The following is a 16808-nucleotide window of genomic DNA, read 5'->3' on the forward strand; positions in this document are numbered from 1 at the left end:
ATTCTTCCGGGGTCTTCGGCTCGTGGGACTGCGATTACTCGTCCCATCGAAAACCTTTTGCTGTTCCCACAGGACCAGAGATACTTCGAAGGCTTTGCCTCGCACGAAGAAAATCGATTTTAATTTTCGAGGAGTCTCCGTATTCTGCCTACGCTGAGTAGTGGTGTTCTGATTAAATGTGCACCTATATGTCGTGAAATCAACTCAGCAGTTACGTCGGAGTCTATAGGTTTTGTGTCAAAAGCAACACCCCCAATAGATGAGGTTGCTTGTATTATCAACTCTTATTCTCGGACAACAAATCCTCTACCAATCTATAAATAGATAGAAGTTCATATAAGATAATAATCTCTGCTGAAAAAAAATTAGGATTAGAAGTATCTTTTCCGAGCGCTGCGTTATCTTTACTTTTCCAAAACTGATCTAATAATTGATGGATCTGTGCTTGGTGTCTTTTTTTATCAAAATGATTAGGGTATGTCATTGCATCAGCAAGTGTTTCCACCGTTGCTAAGATTGTCCTTTTTTCCTCTTTTGTCCAAGTTAAGTCAACTAATGGTGTGTTAATTAAATTTCCGATATGGTAATGGATTAAGCGGAGTGCGGATATTTTTACTTGCTCCTCCTCGAAAATTTTCTTTTCTTTCTCGTTTAAGCGGTGATACTTTGCTTCTTCTTTTTGGAACTGGACAAGCGTATCTGTTCTATCTAGACTTTTCTTCACTTGCAGGAACTTTCTTTTAATAGCGAGGTCGTTTCCAATATCAGTTGTTCCAGGCATGATTTCTTTGGAAACATTTAATAATTCCTCACCGGTCGATTTAAGCAGCGAATCAATGTTCATGAGAATGCTACTCGAGTATTTAGGTGGTAAAATAAACATATTGACTGCAGTTGAAACTAATAATCCAATTGATGTAGTGCCAAGTCTAATGAAAAATGAAAATAAAAAATTGCTATGAATAACCTCAATCATTGCAACAGAGGTTAATGTTGCAACTAATAGTCCTGAATGTAGCTTTAATTTAAAGCATGTTATAATTGTGAAAACGGCAGCTGCTGTATATGTAATTGGTGAATTTCCAAATAGAAATATAAAGAAAACTGCGTAAGCGGATCCGATAGCAGAGGCTGGTAAACGAATGATACCTTTTTTTATCGAGTCTGATACGGTAGGTTCAATCGTAACAATTGCAGTGATTACAGCGAAAACAGCAGGCCATCCTAACCAGTGACAAATTAGTGAGGTTAAGAACACAGCAACGCCGGTTTTCACGATTCTGTTGCCAAATTTAAGTTTTTTCATTGATCTCACCTTCGTTAGTATTCCTAGTTTAAGTATAACGAAAGCTAGCGTTTTATAACACTGAAATCATAAATTATCTCAGTCTCTTGCGAAAAATGTCATTATTTGATTTAATATAAATAATGTAACCGCTCTCATTTTTTGGTATGATAAAACCACTACAAAAGGTGAAATATATTCATTAAAAGATTGATTTCAAGGCCATTAGGGGTAGCCATCATCTCAGTTACTTACTTTAATGCGTTGATAAGGACCTAGGTAATGCTTCAACCACGATGAGGCGAATGTCTAAATTTTTTAAATTATTGTGGAAAGTATTAACTTATCACAAAGTCCTATCATATAATACATTAATATCAAAAGACGTTGACGTGAATGATTAAGATGGATTACTTATACTATCAGAATTACAAACTGACGATAGTACGAACGAAATTTCTTGGATTCAGCTTAGCAATAAGAAGAAAAGCTAATTTACAGATTGTAAAAAGACTTGGTGACAAGTCTTGTGTTTCTAACGAAGGGGGTGATTGAATGCTATCTGTTAAAATGTTGAAGCCATATTATGTAAAAGAAGAATCAGATTGCATTCGAGTCGTGTTAGCTTATCAGTACTTTTCACTATCATTAGATGACAAGGTATATCAATTTGTCCCATTAGAAGCTAGAGAAATTCGCATAAATCGAAAAACACAAAAAGTTGAAAATGAAGAAGATGTCTTTGTATTTCAAAAAGGTAAAGAATATAGTCGAGTAGCCCTAACTGAGCTATTGAAACTGTCGGATTTTTTAACCCATTTAAATTCGATTGTGCAACCTTATCTAAATGGTGATAAAACCCCGATTAAAACAGAAGAAATAGACCAAGTGATTATCGCCTTAGAAAAAGAAAACTTGAAGCGATTGATTGATACTTCTTTAGAAGATAAGAATTATCAAGATTTTAAAAAGTACACAAAGAAATTAAAGGAAATGTAGCTTTGTTTTTAACTGTAAATGAATGCCTGTGCAAAAGAGCAGAAGCCAGTTGGCTTCTGCTCTTTTGCACATTCTAGTACTTTTGGGCAGGTAAAGTTAGCAGAACTTTAGTACAATAGTCATATAACTTAGTTGAAGGAGCGAGACAGAAAATGGAATTACACCTAGATGGAAAGTCAGTGATAGTTACAGCGGCTAGTAAGGGGCTAGGAAAAGCTACTGCGATTGAGTATGCCAAAGAAGGTGCGCATGTGCTCATTTCAAGTCGGGACGAACAAGAATTGATTAAAACAGTTGAGGAGATCAAAAGTAAAACAGGTAACACTAAAATAGATTTCGCTGTTTGTGATGTAACAAGTTCAGAACAAATTAAAGAAATGGTGAAAAAGTGTGTGGACATCAACGGTACTGTTGATGTATTGGTAAATAACGCTGGTGGTCCACCTGCAGGCACGTTTGATCAGTTTAGTGATCAAGATTGGCAGCGTGCATTTGAATTGAACTTACTAAGTTTCATCCGAATCATCCGTGAAGTATTGCCATATATGAAAAAACAAAAAAGAGGGCATATCGTCAACATTGCATCCTCATCGATTAAACAATCATTGGATAATTTATTGTTATCCAATACATTCCGACCTGGTATTGTAGGACTTGCTAAGAGTTTATCGCAAGAACTATCAGTGGATAACATTCTAATAAATACAGTTGGCCCAGGTACAATTGAAACAGATCGAATTATTGATCTCAATAGGATTCAGTCAGAGAAATCAAATCAAACGTTTGAACAACTACATTCGAAAATTGAGCAATCAATCCCGATGGGTAGATTAGGACAACCTGAGGAGTTTGCCAAAGCAATCGTATTTTTTGGTTCAGGTGCAAATACATATATAACGGGACAGTCATTAATTGTCGATGGTGGACTAGTGAAAGCACTATAATAGTTAGACCTTAAAAAGCTCTTTTTTCTAGGAACTTTAGCTTTTTAAGGTTTAATAGTAAAATTTAGCAAGTTTAAATGATAGAAAATCTTATACTTCTAAGAATTTATTTTGATAAATAATAAAGCGCTTACTTTTGAATGATTGGTGGTGACTAGGGTGAAACGTTTCTTCTATATGGTTGGAATGTTAATTTTTGTTTTAAGTTTTTGTTTGATGGTCTATTACGGGAAGGAAACGTTTTATGTTGAAAACAAAGCAACTACAGAGAATGTCTATGATCATCACATTGTGCTTATTACCGAGGAAGTGGGCAATGATTACTGGCACCTAATTGAGAATGGTGCGCGTGATGAAGCTCTTAATCACAATATCTATCTGGAATATATCGGCCCAAAACGTTCAGATAATGACGAAAATTTGCAGACTTTTGATCGAATGATATCTGCTAAAGTCGACGGAATTATCATTCAAGGACTCCCTGGAGAAAGGTTTAAGAATTTAATGGATAAAGCAGATGAAAATTCAATTCCTGTTGTCAATGTCGACACAGATGTACCTGATAGTCAAAGAAAGGCGTATGTCGGTACCGATAATTACCAGGCAGGATTTCTTGCTGGGCAGACTTTAATAGGTGATACCTCTGGTGATCAGTTTGTAGGTGTTGTGGTAGGTATGTTTGATGCTTTAAACCAACAGGATAGGCTAAAGGGTTTTAAGGATGCAATAGCAACTGTTAATCGAATTAAGCTAGTGGCTATAGAGGAATCTAACATAACTGAGATTGGCGCTGCACAAGCGACCTATTCGCTACTGAAACAATATCCAAATATTAATGCATTGTTTGGAACTAGTGCACTAGACGGGATAGGTATTGCACAGGGTGTAGAAGAAATGAATCCAACAACATATCCATATATATTAGCATTCGATACTTTACCAGAAACGCTTGAGTTAATTGAACAAGAAAAAATTGCGGCAACAATTGTTCAATATCCTTATGAAATGGGACGGTTAGCTGTTTTGAAAATGGTTGAGTTACAACAAAAACGGACAGTGGAACCTCTAAATTATACAAATACTGGTGTAGTAAGAAAAGAGACCATTAAAAACGGAGAAATTCTCCAAAGTGGTGATGGATTTTGAAATCAATCAGAAGTAAATTAATCATCTACTTTTTTGTGTTTGTTGGACTTTTTAACATCGTCGCCGTTTCTATTTATTTGAGTTCAAACCAATTGATGAATGAATATCATACAAGTTTTGAACAGTTTCTTACCTTAAATTCAATCTCACAGACTTCTAATAAGCTATATGAAGACACCAAATCCTATGTAATCGAGCAAGATACTGAAAAGTTAGATATGTACTATCAAACATTGAAACAAGTAAAAAGCGAAAAACATCAACTCCAAGCAAGTAATAATAACGAAGAGAGAATTCAGACTAAAAATTACATAAATCTAATTGATGCACTGATTCAGCGGAGTGAATTAACGGTTGGGTTCGTCTTGCGAGATGATATTGAGCGGTACACCGCACATCTGAAGGAATTACAGAGCACATCCTCCTATCTTCAAGAGACAACTCTAGATTTAATTGATATCGAACTGACCGAATATCAGTCCCTATATATCGACTTACAAGCCAGAAATGAAACATTTCGTTTATTCATATTGTTCTTATTCATGACAACAGTAATGCTTGCTATTTTTATCGCAATCAGGTTCTCTAATGGTATTAATAAACCAATTCAAATCTTGTCTACTGCTGCTAAAGAAGTTTCGTCAGGAAAGTTTGATGGTGAATCAGTTTCAATTAAATCAAATGATGAGCTAAAACTATTAGGTGATTCGTTTGACACGATGAGATCTAATATTCGTAGTTTGATTGATGAGATGAAAGACCAGTCCAAACAGGATCAATTGATGAAGGAACTTGAACTAAAACACTTGCAAAATCAAATCAACCCTCACTTTTTATTTAATACATTAAATACAGTATCGAGAATGGCTTATTTGGAGGATGCAAGATCAACTTCGAATTTAATTGATTCTGTCGCAACCTTATTGCGTCACAGTCTTGGTGATATTAAAAAATTTGTTACGTTAAACGATGAAGTCAAAGTTGTCGGTGAATACTTGACGATACAAAAAACACGTTTTATGGAGCGGATTGATTTTTCCATGGATGTACAAGAACAGCTTCTTGACACACTAATTCCAAGATTAACCCTTCAACCCTTAATAGAGAATGCATTTATACATGGGGTGGAGGCTAAAGAAGATGGCGGGACAATTCGCTTACTTGTTTACGAGGAACAAGAACATGTAATTGTTGAAGTGAATGATAACGGTGTGGGAATATCAAAAGAACAGATTGATAACATACTAGCTTTATCAAAAATTGATGATGCGGATCATGTTGGCCACTCGACAGGAATAGGCATGGTTAATGTGATTCGAAGATTGCAGCTCTTCTACCGCAAAGATCATGTGATGGAGATTAAATCTGAGTTAGGAAAAGGAACGATAATTCGTTTGTTACTACCTAAAGAATTTGAAATTGTCGAAAATGAACAAAATAATGAAGTAGGGGGTGGTATGAGTGAAGGTGATTATAGCGGAGGATGAAATGCTTGAAAGGAAGGCAATGCGTAAATTTTTAGAAGAAAATTTTCAAGATATAACTGTAGTTGGAGAGGCTATTAATGGTAGGAAGGCTATTGAAATGGCGCTAGATTTAAAGCCTGACTTAATGCTAATGGACATAAAGATGCCCGGTTTAAATGGGATTGAAGCAATAGAAAAGATTTGTAAGCAACACCCGGCAATTAAATTTATTCTTGTATCTGCTTATGATTCTTTTGATTATGCTAAACAAGCAATGAAACTAGGGGTAAAGGAATACATATTAAAGCCTAGTAAAAAAGAAGAAACAATCAGAGCGATTCTCCGCGTTAAGAAAGAGGTGGATGAAGAAAACAAACTACGTGAGCACACGAGGCATTCCAAGGTAATAGCGAGGGAATTATTAATCTCAAAGTTGATGCAATACGAATTAAGTGAGGAGACAATTGAGCTCCAACAATCAATCTTTCCATCGATGCAATCAGGCTTTTTCCTGGTAGTAAAAGGTGTTGAAAAGAGTAAACTGAACAAGCTTGAAACGTATTTATCTACTGCTACTAAAGATGAATGTATCATTGACAGTGAGGATAATCATGTTCTCTTGTTATTCATTAGTCAGAAAAAAATAACTAAGGCCGAAGTACTTACACTAGCTCGGATGATTCATATTGAACTCGGTAATCACGTGTTTATTGGTGCTGGATATCCATACACGAATCTACTTGATTTGTCTAAATCGTACCATGAAGCAATCAAAGCGGTAAAATATTTAACAGATAGGAAGAACAGTAATTATGGGTTTGCAGCATCAAGGCAAATTAGGAGCAAGGATTTGGTTGACCATTTAATTATGGAAATCCATGCTGGAAATGAAAAAGTAGCAGCATCATTGATTGTTAATTTTATAGAGGAGAAACAAGACAATGATTTAATGGAAGTATTTTATAAAATTAAGCAGGGGTTAATTGACAAAGGAATGGTTGAACCTGATATGTCTTACCAAAATTTACTCTCTAATCAAGATTGGATTGATTATGTTAAGCTAGCTTGTTTTAATGTTCAGTATCATTATCAATCACAAGACAAGATAGAGCGTGCGAAAAGGTATATTCATGACAATTTTGATCAACCAGTCAGTCTAGAGGAAATTGCTAATTTAGTAGAATTAAGTACAAACTACTTTTCTAACTTATTTAGAGAAACCACGGGTGAAACATTTATTGATTACATGACACGGATCAGACTTGATAAAGCAAAGGATTATCTAAGAGAGAATAACTATAGCTTAAAAGAGATTAGCTTTATGTTAGGTTACAAAGATCCGAATTATTTTAGCCGAGTATTTAAGAAGTATTTCGCTATGTCTCCTAAACAGTATCAACAAGCTATCTTAAAAAAGTGAAGAAAATAGTAAGATAGTACAGAAATTAAGCAATCAATTATATTAAAAAGGAATGTACAATTAATCTGTAAGCGTTAACAACGCTAAAAATAAACAAGGGGGCGCTTCAAGTGAAAAAACTGTTTAGTATTTTTTTACTAATGGTACTGGCACTTGTAATTGCAGCTTGTAGTTCTGATTCATCTAGTGATGGAGAGGATAATACAAGTGATTCAAATGATACTGAGGAGCCAACTGAATCTGAAGAAACAACGGAGGGTTCAGATGAAGAAGCTAGTGGTGGCACAGTTGAAATTTTTAGTTGGTGGACTGGTGCTGGTGAGGAAGATGGTTTATTAGCACTTATTGATTTATTCGAACAAAAACATCCAGGCATTGCAATCGACAATGCTGCTGTATCAGGTGGAGCTGGTACGAATGCGAAAGCTGTTCTTGCAACTCGTATGCAAGGGGACGATCCACCCTCAACATTCCAAGTCCATGGTGGTGCTGAATTAAATGAAGGTTGGGTTGCTGCTGATAAAATGGAGCCACTCAATGACTTTTATGAAGAACAAGGTTTGATGGATAAATTTCCACAAGATTTAATTGATATGGTAAGTAAAGATGGCAATATTTATTCTGTACCAGTCAACATTCACCGTGGGAATGTGATTTTCTACAACATGCAAGTATTTGAAGAAAATAATATTGAAGTTCCAACAACGATGGATGAGTTTTTTGCAGTAGCTGATAAGCTTCAAGAAGCTGGTATAACACCACTCGCTCTTGGGGATAAAGAATCTTGGACTTCTACACAAATCTTTGAAAACATTTTATTAGGTGTATTAGGAACTGATGACTATCAAGCATTATTCGACGGAGATATACCTTTTGATGATGAAAGAGTTGTGGAAGCAGCTGAGTTATTCAAGAAAACACTCAGCTATGTAAACGAAGATCATGCTTCACGTAACTGGCAGGATGCTTCTCAGCTAGTAGGTGAAGGAGAAGCAGCAATGACCAATATGGGAGACTGGGCAAAAGGCTATTTCTCTAATGATTTAGATTTAGCAACAAATGAAGATTTTGGTTACTTCCCATATCCTGACACTGTTGGTGACTTTATGGTTATTACCGATACGTTTGGATTACCAAAGGGTGTCGAAAATCCAGAATCCGTTAAAGAGTTTTTATCTGTATTAGGATCAGTGGAAGGGCAAGATGCATTTAATCCACTTAAAGGTTCTATTCCAGCTCGTGTAGATGCTGATCCTGAGAAGTATGATCAGTATGGAAAAGACACAATGGACGATTTTAATAATGGTAAATTAGCGGCAAGCTTAGCACACGGGTCTGCAGCTGCTGAAGGCTTTGTAACTAAGATGAATCAAGCAGTAAATATTTTTGTTACACAACTAGATGTGGATAATTTTATTGACACATTGAAAAATGCTTCAGGTGAACTATAAGGTAAAAATCCACTGAATGTGGAGGTCATTGATGTTCGCTTATAAATCTATCAAGTAACCGGGGTAGATTAATTTAAAACCCCGTATCACACAGTGATACGGGGTTTATATATTTAACTATTAGCTATTGAAAATAAGGGCTTTTGCCGTAAGAACTTGATAAATATAAAATCAAGTGATAAATACACAAAACCTCTTTGATAGGAGGAACATACGATGGAACAGAAAATAGAAAAGAGTACAAGAGTAGAACCTAGTACGCCTATAAAAAAAAGAAGAAAAATATCTAAAGACCAAATGGTTGCGGTAGGATTTATATCTCCTTCAATCATTTTAATTTTAATTTTTGTCTATGGATTTATTGGTTGGACCGGATGGGTATCAGTTAGTAATTGGAACACATTGGTACCTGATTTTTCATTCGCTGGATTAAAGAATTATATCTATTTATTTAATGATTACAGATTCCAAGCAGATTTACGTAATACAGTATTTTTTACTATTTTATTTATTGGTCTAGTAATCATTATGGGACTTGGCCTTTCCATTCTCATTGATCAAAAACTAAAAGGCGAATCGATATTTAGAAATATCTTTTTATTCCCAATGGCACTCTCTTTTGTTGTAACTGGGGTAGTTTGGCAATGGTTGCTGAATCCATCAACAGGTTTTAACCAATTCTTAAGTGTGTTTGGAATTCAGCCGAAATGGTACACCGACACAAATATAATCGGAGGATTTGAGTGGGGTAGTATTGAATTTGGATTACCAGTAGCAATTATTGCTGTTGTTATTGCAGCGGTTTGGCAAATGACTGGATTTTCCTTAGCGATGTATTTAGCAGGGCTAAGAGGGATTCCGGAAGAACTGCGAGAGGCTGCAAGAATGGATGGGGGATCTGAGTTTCAAATCTATCGAAGAATTGTTCTGCCAATGTTAATGCCAATCACGGTAAGTGTTGTCATTATTATGGCTCATATTTCCCTTAAAATATTTGATCTAATCTATGCGATGACTGGTTCTGGTGCAAACTTTGTAACAGATGTTCCAGGTGTATATATGTTTGAGACAACGTTCCGAGGTAACTATTATGCAAATGGCTCGGCAATTGCAATCATCATGTTACTCCTTGTCGCAGTTTTTATTGTTCCTTATTTAATAACGAATAGAAGGGGTGATAAGTGATGAGGAAAAAAAACATTTCGAATTTGTTTAAATATTTTATATTAATCGTTATGGCGATCATCTTTTTAACACCTGTGTACGTTATCATTGTAACTAGTTTAAAACCTTTGGACGAAGTATCCTTATCACAAATGTGGGCGCTGCCAACATCCATTGATTTTAGCAGCTATGTTCATGCTGTTAAGGAACTAGCACCGAACTTTATGAATAGCGTTTATTTAGTAATTCCAGCTACACTGTTGTCAGCGATACTTGGGGCAATGAATGGATATGTGCTATCCAAATGGAAATTTAAAGGATCAGAAATACTTTTCACTGTACTTTTATTTGGGATGTTCATTCCATATCAAAGCATTTTAATTCCGTTAATACAGTTTCTACGCACAATTGGTTTATACAACACGATTGCGGGTTTGATATTAACTCATGTTGTGTATGGTTTGCCGATTACAACGTTAATGTTTAGAAACTTTTATGCTAATATTCCAGATTCAATGATTGAATCTGCTAAAATCGATGGAGCAAACTTCCTCGGTATTTTCCGTCGAATTATTATCCCTTTATCAATTTCAGGTTTTGTCGTTGTTGCTATTTGGCAGTTTACGAACATTTGGAATGAATTCTTATTCGCAGTAACAATAACTAACTCCGACAGCCAACCAGTCATGGTTGCCCTGCAAAATCTATCAGGTAGTCAAATTGTCCAGTGGAACGTGCAAATGGCTGGGGCATTAGTCGCTGCATTACCGACGTTGCTGGTTTATATGATTTTAGGGAAGTACTTTGTCCGTGGTTTATTAGCTGGTTCTGTGAAAGGTTAGCTAAATAGTGTAAGATAGGGATGAATGCGGTAACATTTATTTACTTACTACAAAGTACCCTTTATCTCTTAGATGAATTAGGTATTAAAAGATCTTTATCTTACACAAAAAAAGGTGGCTGAATCTATGAAAAAAGTTAAATGGGGAGTTTTAAGTACAGCAGGAATAGCCCAACAACAACTAATTCCTGCAATTTTGCGTTCGGAAAATGCGGAACTGATAGCAATTGCTAGTCGAGGGGAAAAGTCGAAGGAAGTCGCAAACGCGTTTGATATCCCAAAGGCATATACAAGTTACCAGCAGCTAATCGAAGACCCTGAAATTGAAGCTGTTTACATTCCACTACCAAATAAATTGCACAAGGAATGGGTAATAAAAGCAGCCGAGCACAAAAAGCATATTCTCTGTGAAAAGCCAGCAGCTTTAAATGGTTCAGAATTAAAAGAAATGATTGATGTAACAGAAGAACATGACGTCAAATTTATGGAAGGTTTTATGTATCAATTCCATCCACAGCATGAAAAGGTTAAGCAGTTAATTAAATCTGGAATGATAGGTGACGTTGCCTTCATGCGAGCTAGCTTTTCCTTTTTGCTAAATGATGCTGAGACGAATATTCGTATGTCTGCTGAATTAGGTGGCGGTTCATTAAATGATATCGGGTGTTATGCACTACATTCAATCCGGAATATTTTAGATGAAGAACCAGTGAAAGTGTATGCGAGTGCTAAAAAGGATTCCAAGTATAAAGTCGATACAAATGTAGCTGGAGTGTTAACTTTTGATAGTGGAGTAGAAGCGTCGTTTGATTGTAGTTTCAATGCAATTGGTCGAAACGCATATGAAGTTATTGGTTCAAAGGGATCGATTGAAGTAACCTCAGCTTATCGTCCAGATGTGAATGAAAATGGTCAAGGAGTTATCCGTTTGAAAAAGGATAATGGAGAAGTTGAAGAATTCACTATTGCAGGAGATCAATATAAACTTGAGGTAGAACATTTTTCAGAAGCTATTTCCAAACAGATAGATCCGCTCTATACAAAAGAAAAAATCATTAACAATATGAAAGTGCTTGAGTCTTGTTTCCAATCAATTGATTCAGGACATAGTGTCTTGATTAAATAAAGAAGAGCGAATTCCAGACAATGGAATTCGCTCTATTTAGTTTAGATAAACTCTTACCTTATCTCACGAAATATGTCAGCTACTTTATTTACAGCATATCCACTACTATTTCCTTCAACCATCATAGTAATTAATACATCGTGTTCAGCAGGATAAGCAACAAACCATCCATTTTCTTGTCCGTCTTCATCGTCTTGAGAGGTTTTTAGCTCTGCTGTTCCTGTTTTACCTGATAATTGTACATTATCTATGTTAGCATCACGGGCAGTGCCGTTGGACGCTGAAACCACTTTTCGCAAAACATCTTGGATTAGCTGAGCGTGGTCACTTGATACGAGATTTGTTTTCCATGCTTCGCCAGTTGATTCACTAGTTTCTAATGTTGGCTTTAGCAATGTTCCATCGTTCAAAAATGGCGTGAAACTAAGTGCTAAATGGAGCGCGCTCATTTGCATTTCGCCTTGGCCATAGCTTGTGTCAGCTAACAAGATCTCTCGGTCAATTTCCCCTGAATTTGAAACTGTGCTTTTTGTTATCGGATAAGCAAATGGTATGTCTTCTCCAAATCCGAAGTTATTCAACCCTTCAACTAGTGTACCTGAACCCATGTCAATTGCTTTTCTGGCAAAGTAAATGTTATCTGACCGAACTAAGGCGTCGGTTAAATCAACTGGTCCATTTGATTCAGACACTCTTCTTACTTCATTATTTCCCCATGAATCATCTTTACTCCATGTTAAGCCGTTGATCTCGATACCCTCACCTGGAATTATCGCACCTGATTTAAGTCCAATTGCACTTGTAATCGGCTTAATCGTTGAGCCCGGGGCATAGGTTGAACTGAAACGGTTTTGTAAAGGTAACTTTGGATCATCTTGTAATTCTTCCCAGTTTGATGTACTAATCCCATATGCTAATTCGTTCGGATCATAGGAAGGGCTACTAACTAATGCTAATGTTTCACCAGTTTTCGGGTGAATAGCTGCAGCAGTTCCTGCATCGTCTTGATAACTTGTATAAATCTCCCTTTGTAGCTCTGCATCAATCGTTAGATTAATCATATCCCCATTTTTGACTGGTTTTTCAGCTAGTACTGTATTCTCTTTAGCGTCGTGTTTAACAAAGATTTTCACGCCTTTTTCCCCTTTAAGTCGCTTCTCAAAAACAGATTCTAAGCCACTCTTACCAATTAAATCATTTGGGGAATAAACTGTTGAGTCTCTGGCCTCCAATTCTTCGGCTGTGATACCTCCAATATATCCAGTTAAATGTGCTGTTGCTTCTCCATAAGGGTATATTCGACCTGTTGTTGTTTGATATGTCAGTGGCTCGACTTTCGCAATAAGTTCTTCAGCTTGTTCTGTGTTCAACGTCGGCATCACTTTTAAGGGAACAAAGAGGTGAGGTTCTACCCAACCTGCTTCTAAAGCTGAATTAATCGTCTCGACATCTAATTCCAAAAGTTCAGCAATTTCTTCTTTTTGTTGATCAGAATTGTCACCAAACCTTTCTGGGACAACACCAAGCTCGTAAATCCCTGCATTAACAGCAAGGCCATTTTGATTTCGATCAAAAATTTGACCTCTTACAGGTAATTCACTATCAATACCAATTTCTCCACCTTCTTTAAGGTCAGGGAAAATAAAGCCAGGATCCCATGAGACGAACCAGGACATTTCATCTTCGGTAATTTCCTGTTGGACCATTGTAGCTTGATAATCAAAAGTAATTGGCCCTGCTAACGTTTCCATTTCAACTTGAATTGGAAATGATTGTATTGTCTCATCTTCATTTTCTGTTTCCTCATTATCAGGAATATCAAATGTTACATTTAAGTTTTCAACTTCTAGGTCAGTGTATATTTTTTCGTATCTGTCAACAAATTGTTCTGTTGGATATTGGTCCTGTGAGTCAGTGGAAATCATATCGTACATGGATGAATAATTTTGATCATTCCAATTTTGTATGTAGTCTTCTAATCTATCTTCTGGCTTTACTTCCTCTTCAGAACAAGCGATAAGAACAGTGAAAATTAGTGCGATAGGTAACAAGACTAAGTACTTCCGCATTGATTAAACCCCCTAGTGATAAAAATTTTATTTATAAGAGATGGTTTTCTCTAATTGAATTATACCACCCTACTATTATATATATAAAGGAAAGAGTCTATGACAAAATAAAAGCCACGCGTGTTTATACGAGTGACTTAGAAGTTTAAAAAATGATTTAATTTGCTGCCATATGATCTTTGATTTCTGTTTGTATCCGTGTTATTTCTTGATCAGGAACAACGTAGTACCAAATTCCACCCATTGTACTGCCGTTTCCATTTATTTGAATTGTTGAAACGTTACTTGGCGTATTTCGATAGTTGGAGAAGATTGATTGCATATTGTCCATGTTTAAATTCATTCGTACGTTTTCACCAAGAATATCAAATATCTCTCCAACCTTAGTGAAACTAGAGAAACTTGCAGCTTCCCCCATCGCGGCTTGAATGACCTGACGTTGACGATCATTTCGACCGAAGTCACCACGAGGGTCTTGTTTTCTCATTCTGGTGAATGAAAGTGCTTCTTCTCCACTTAAGTGGATTTGGCCTTCAGGAAAATTAGTTCCACCTTCTGTGAAAGTTAAACTATTGTTGACTGTTACCCCACCTAATGCATCAATTCCTTGAACAAAGCCTTCCATGTTTATTTTTGAATAATAATGAATTGGCACATCTAAGAATTCTTCCACTGTACTTAATGATAATTCAGTCCCACCAAACGCATAAGCGTGATTTATTTTATCCATGCCGTGTCCTGGAATGTTGGTATAGGTATCGCGTGGAATACTCATCATAATCATCGAGTCTGTATTAGGATTTAACGACATAAAAATCATTGTATCAGAACGGCCAGCATCATTAGATCGTTCATCGACTCCTAAAAGCAACATATTAAAGGCTTCTTTATTTTTGAAAATACCATCCATTTCTTTTTGGCGTTGTTCATCACGTTCCAATGGTTGGTGCATTGTTTCTACTGCATTATCTAATTGGGAATATATATAAATGCCATAGCCAAGAACGGATAAAATTAATGCTAATATAATACCGCCAACCCAGTATAGCCATCGACGCCTTTTTTTGGTCTGTTTTTTATCTAATCTACTTGCCATTTAATCACCTTTTCTATTTGGATGTAAAAAGCGAATTTCAAACAATCAAGTTATTATAGCCTACTCTTAATAGATTCGTCTATATAATCTTTATGTAACTAAATTTGAAAGATAAGATTAGTAGTAGGGGATTGAACTAATCAAAAATCTGTTCATCGATAAATTCACCTTTAGTCCACTGGTAATGCTTTAATAATATAACGATTAGGTGCATTGCCTACATATGAAAATGGATAACAAGTAGTTAGAAGTAGTTCCTCATTTGGAGATGTTGACTTAATTACCGTACGGTCATCTGCATCAACAATTTTCGAATCAACCATTTGATAGACAAACTTACCATGGGGAAGTGTAACAATTAACTTGTCACCAAGTTTGACTTCGCCAAGTCCACGAAAAACGGTATCACGATGTCCAGATAATACAATTTGGTCATTTTGCAACGGGAATGCCGTTCCACTATAATGTCCAACACCTTTTTTTAGTTCATCAGGATCTGTTCCTTCTACAATAGGTAACTCTGCATCAATACTTGGAATTGACAAGATTCCTATAGTTTCACCTTGTTGGGGTTGGTAGGTTGTTGCATAATTAATAGAAGTTTCTTTTTTAGTAGTACTTTTTTCTAACATTGATTTTGCTTTATTTAGACTCTGTTTCTCTGCTGCATGTGTTTGGATATATTGATAACCACCAACGCCTGCTAAAGCTAAACCTAGAACCATAAAGATAATAGCAATACTTCTCATCGCTAATGAGCCCCATTCAAATTGAATTAAAAGTTTAAGTTTACCGATTTTCCTACTTATGAAAACCTTACCATTGGTAGGGATAAAACTCAACTAGAAAAATACGCGTGAAATTAGGATATTAAACGCTAGAATTTGCCGAATTGTTAGTGTACACATCTAAATTTATCAAAATAAAGACATTACGATAAAAGTTGAACAGTATATCTTAGAAAACACAAGAATAAAGTATTCTGAAAATTACAAAACTAGTTAAGATATGACAAATTATCCCATCCAATTACTGTTGATTGTATAGTATATTGAATATAATACAAACTACTTTCTCAGTAAAAGGCAAACTTATTGAAAAATAAGGACGCAAAGTTAACAGATCTAAAGCTTAAATGCCAAGATGGCTGTGCTACCTGAAAGGGATATGGGGAGGAAGTCTCATGATGACCATGATACATAAAAGCCTTTTAGACAGAGAATGGGTAGAGATGATGAACGAAGCAAGAGAAATTGGTTTATCAATTGAGGAAGTAAGACTATTTTTAGTGGAAAAGCAAAAAAAGCAAATGAAACGTAATTGAAACGTAATGTGCTTTATATAGAACCATTTGCCCGAATTATGATATAATTACGAAGGAAAGAGGGTGAATGGCCTTGATCGGTGAAAAAATAAAACAGTTACGAACGCAAAAAAGAATGTCATTAACTGAATTGGCAGAACAAGCAGGTGTAGCTAAGTCATATTTAAGCTCAATTGAACGAAATCTTCAATCAAACCCATCCATACAGTTTATTGAAAAAGTGGGCAAAGTATTAGGGGTATCTGTCAACGAACTTCTTATAAGTGACAGTAATGAAGAATTAAAAAGACAATTAGATGATGAATGGTTAACACTCGCTCAAGATGCCATGGAATCTGGTGTATCTAAACAACAGTTTAAAGAATTTCTAGAATTTAATCGTTGGAGAAAAAATCAAGATGAAAAGTAAGATGGATAAGAAATTATAGATAGACCCTTAGATTTTTAGGTTCTTTATAAAAAGCCAAAAGAAGTAGT

General features: G+C 35.8%; 15 protein-coding genes and 1 riboswitch. Of the genes, 11 read left to right on the forward strand and 4 right to left on the reverse strand.

Translation table 11 applies throughout. The features are described 5' to 3' along the window. Nucleotides 1-277: 277 nt before the first annotated feature. Nucleotides 278-1306 carry an aromatic acid exporter family protein gene (locus LD272_RS13345; protein WP_226037103.1) on the reverse strand — a complete coding sequence of 343 codons (1029 nt, stop codon included), beginning with the start codon at nucleotides 1304-1306 and terminating at the stop codon, nucleotides 278-280. Nucleotides 1307-1840: 534 nt separating this feature from the next. On the opposite strand from LD272_RS13345, the gene LD272_RS13350 reads away from it, so the two are divergent. The 9 genes from LD272_RS13350 (at nucleotide 1841) to LD272_RS13390 (ending at nucleotide 11842) form a co-directional block, all read left to right on the forward strand. Next, nucleotides 1841-2284 carry an IDEAL domain-containing protein gene (locus tag LD272_RS13350; RefSeq protein WP_226037104.1) on the forward strand — a complete coding sequence of 148 codons (444 nt, stop codon included), beginning with the start codon at nucleotides 1841-1843 and terminating at the stop codon, nucleotides 2282-2284. A gap of 152 nt (nucleotides 2285-2436) precedes the next feature. Further along, nucleotides 2437-3228: an SDR family oxidoreductase gene (locus LD272_RS13355; protein WP_226037105.1), complete on the forward strand. Its 792-nt coding sequence runs from the start codon at nucleotides 2437-2439 to the stop codon at nucleotides 3226-3228. A 159-nt stretch (nucleotides 3229-3387) separates the two neighbouring features. After that, nucleotides 3388-4374 (forward strand): sugar-binding protein, encoded by a 987-nt coding sequence (locus LD272_RS13360; protein WP_226037106.1) that lies wholly within the window; start codon nucleotides 3388-3390, stop codon nucleotides 4372-4374. Beyond that, nucleotides 4371-5861: a sensor histidine kinase gene (locus LD272_RS13365; RefSeq protein ID WP_226037107.1), complete on the forward strand. Its 1491-nt coding sequence runs from the start codon at nucleotides 4371-4373 to the stop codon at nucleotides 5859-5861. Before LD272_RS13360 ends, LD272_RS13365 begins: the two co-directional genes overlap by 4 nt. After that, nucleotides 5836-7260, forward strand: coding sequence for a response regulator (locus tag LD272_RS13370; protein ID WP_226037108.1), 1425 nt, complete (start codon nucleotides 5836-5838; stop codon nucleotides 7258-7260). Before LD272_RS13365 ends, LD272_RS13370 begins: the two co-directional genes overlap by 26 nt. A gap of 110 nt (nucleotides 7261-7370) precedes the next feature. Then, nucleotides 7371-8711, forward strand: a complete 1341-nt coding sequence (locus tag LD272_RS13375; RefSeq protein ID WP_439647401.1) for an ABC transporter substrate-binding protein — start codon at nucleotides 7371-7373, stop codon at nucleotides 8709-8711. A 216-nt stretch (nucleotides 8712-8927) separates the two neighbouring features. After that, the gene (locus tag LD272_RS13380; RefSeq protein WP_226037109.1) at nucleotides 8928-9896 is read left to right on the forward strand and encodes a carbohydrate ABC transporter permease; all 969 of its coding nucleotides are present in this window, start codon (nucleotides 8928-8930) and stop codon (nucleotides 9894-9896) included. Further along, nucleotides 9896-10717, forward strand: coding sequence for a carbohydrate ABC transporter permease (locus tag LD272_RS13385; protein WP_226037110.1), 822 nt, complete (start codon nucleotides 9896-9898; stop codon nucleotides 10715-10717). The genes LD272_RS13380 and LD272_RS13385 overlap by 1 nt, the downstream gene beginning before the upstream one ends. Before the next feature lie 126 nt (nucleotides 10718-10843). Next, a complete protein-coding gene (locus LD272_RS13390; protein ID WP_226037111.1) occupies nucleotides 10844-11842 on the forward strand; it encodes a Gfo/Idh/MocA family protein in 999 nt (332 codons plus the stop codon). Between the two features lie 53 nt (nucleotides 11843-11895). Here LD272_RS13390 and LD272_RS13395 read toward each other — a convergent pair whose 3' ends face one another. From LD272_RS13395 to srtD, 3 genes are all read right to left on the reverse strand, one after another. Continuing rightward, entirely contained in the window at nucleotides 11896-13911 is a 2016-nt protein-coding gene (locus LD272_RS13395) for a penicillin-binding transpeptidase domain-containing protein (RefSeq protein ID WP_226037112.1), read from the reverse strand. A gap of 157 nt (nucleotides 13912-14068) precedes the next feature. Continuing rightward, complete coding sequence (locus LD272_RS13400) at nucleotides 14069-15007, reverse strand: LCP family glycopolymer transferase (RefSeq protein ID WP_226037113.1); 939 nt, start codon at nucleotides 15005-15007, stop codon at nucleotides 14069-14071. A 170-nt stretch (nucleotides 15008-15177) separates the two neighbouring features. After that, a complete protein-coding gene (srtD, locus tag LD272_RS13405; protein WP_226037114.1) occupies nucleotides 15178-15756 on the reverse strand; it encodes a class D sortase, LPxTATN-specific in 579 nt (192 codons plus the stop codon). 325 nt (nucleotides 15757-16081) lie between these two features. Further along, nucleotides 16082-16167, forward strand: a riboswitch (cyclic di-GMP riboswitch). A gap of 23 nt (nucleotides 16168-16190) precedes the next feature. On the opposite strand from srtD, the gene LD272_RS13410 reads away from it, so the two are divergent. Both LD272_RS13410 and LD272_RS13415 read left to right on the forward strand, forming a co-directional pair. After that, entirely contained in the window at nucleotides 16191-16331 is a 141-nt protein-coding gene (locus LD272_RS13410) for an anti-repressor SinI family protein (protein ID WP_226037115.1), read from the forward strand. 73 nt (nucleotides 16332-16404) lie between these two features. Then, nucleotides 16405-16740 (forward strand): helix-turn-helix domain-containing protein, encoded by a 336-nt coding sequence (locus tag LD272_RS13415; RefSeq protein WP_226037164.1) that lies wholly within the window; start codon nucleotides 16405-16407, stop codon nucleotides 16738-16740. Nucleotides 16741-16808: the final 68 nt, after the last annotated feature.

Origin of the sequence: Aquibacillus saliphilus (assembly GCF_020404745.1) — a bacterium.
In the GTDB taxonomy this organism is placed as follows: Bacteria; Bacillota; Bacilli; order Bacillales; family Amphibacillaceae; genus Aquibacillus; species Aquibacillus saliphilus.

Coding starts and splice junctions, on each gene's coding strand:
- LD272_RS13380 (WP_226037109.1), top strand. CDS start 8,928: ATGGAACAGAAAATAGAAAAGAGTACAAGAGTAGAACCTAGTACGCCT.
- LD272_RS13350 (WP_226037104.1), top strand. CDS start 1,841: ATGCTATCTGTTAAAATGTTGAAGCCATATTATGTAAAAGAAGAATCA.
- LD272_RS13355 (WP_226037105.1), top strand. CDS start 2,437: ATGGAATTACACCTAGATGGAAAGTCAGTGATAGTTACAGCGGCTAGT.
- LD272_RS13385 (WP_226037110.1), top strand. CDS start 9,896: ATGAGGAAAAAAAACATTTCGAATTTGTTTAAATATTTTATATTAATC.
- LD272_RS13400 (WP_226037113.1), bottom strand. CDS start 15,007: ATGGCAAGTAGATTAGATAAAAAACAGACCAAAAAAAGGCGTCGATGG.
- LD272_RS13395 (WP_226037112.1), bottom strand. CDS start 13,911: ATGCGGAAGTACTTAGTCTTGTTACCTATCGCACTAATTTTCACTGTT.
- srtD (WP_226037114.1), bottom strand. CDS start 15,756: ATGAGAAGTATTGCTATTATCTTTATGGTTCTAGGTTTAGCTTTAGCA.
- LD272_RS13410 (WP_226037115.1), top strand. CDS start 16,191: ATGATGACCATGATACATAAAAGCCTTTTAGACAGAGAATGGGTAGAG.
- LD272_RS13345 (WP_226037103.1), bottom strand. CDS start 1,306: ATGAAAAAACTTAAATTTGGCAACAGAATCGTGAAAACCGGCGTTGCT.
- LD272_RS13390 (WP_226037111.1), top strand. CDS start 10,844: ATGAAAAAAGTTAAATGGGGAGTTTTAAGTACAGCAGGAATAGCCCAA.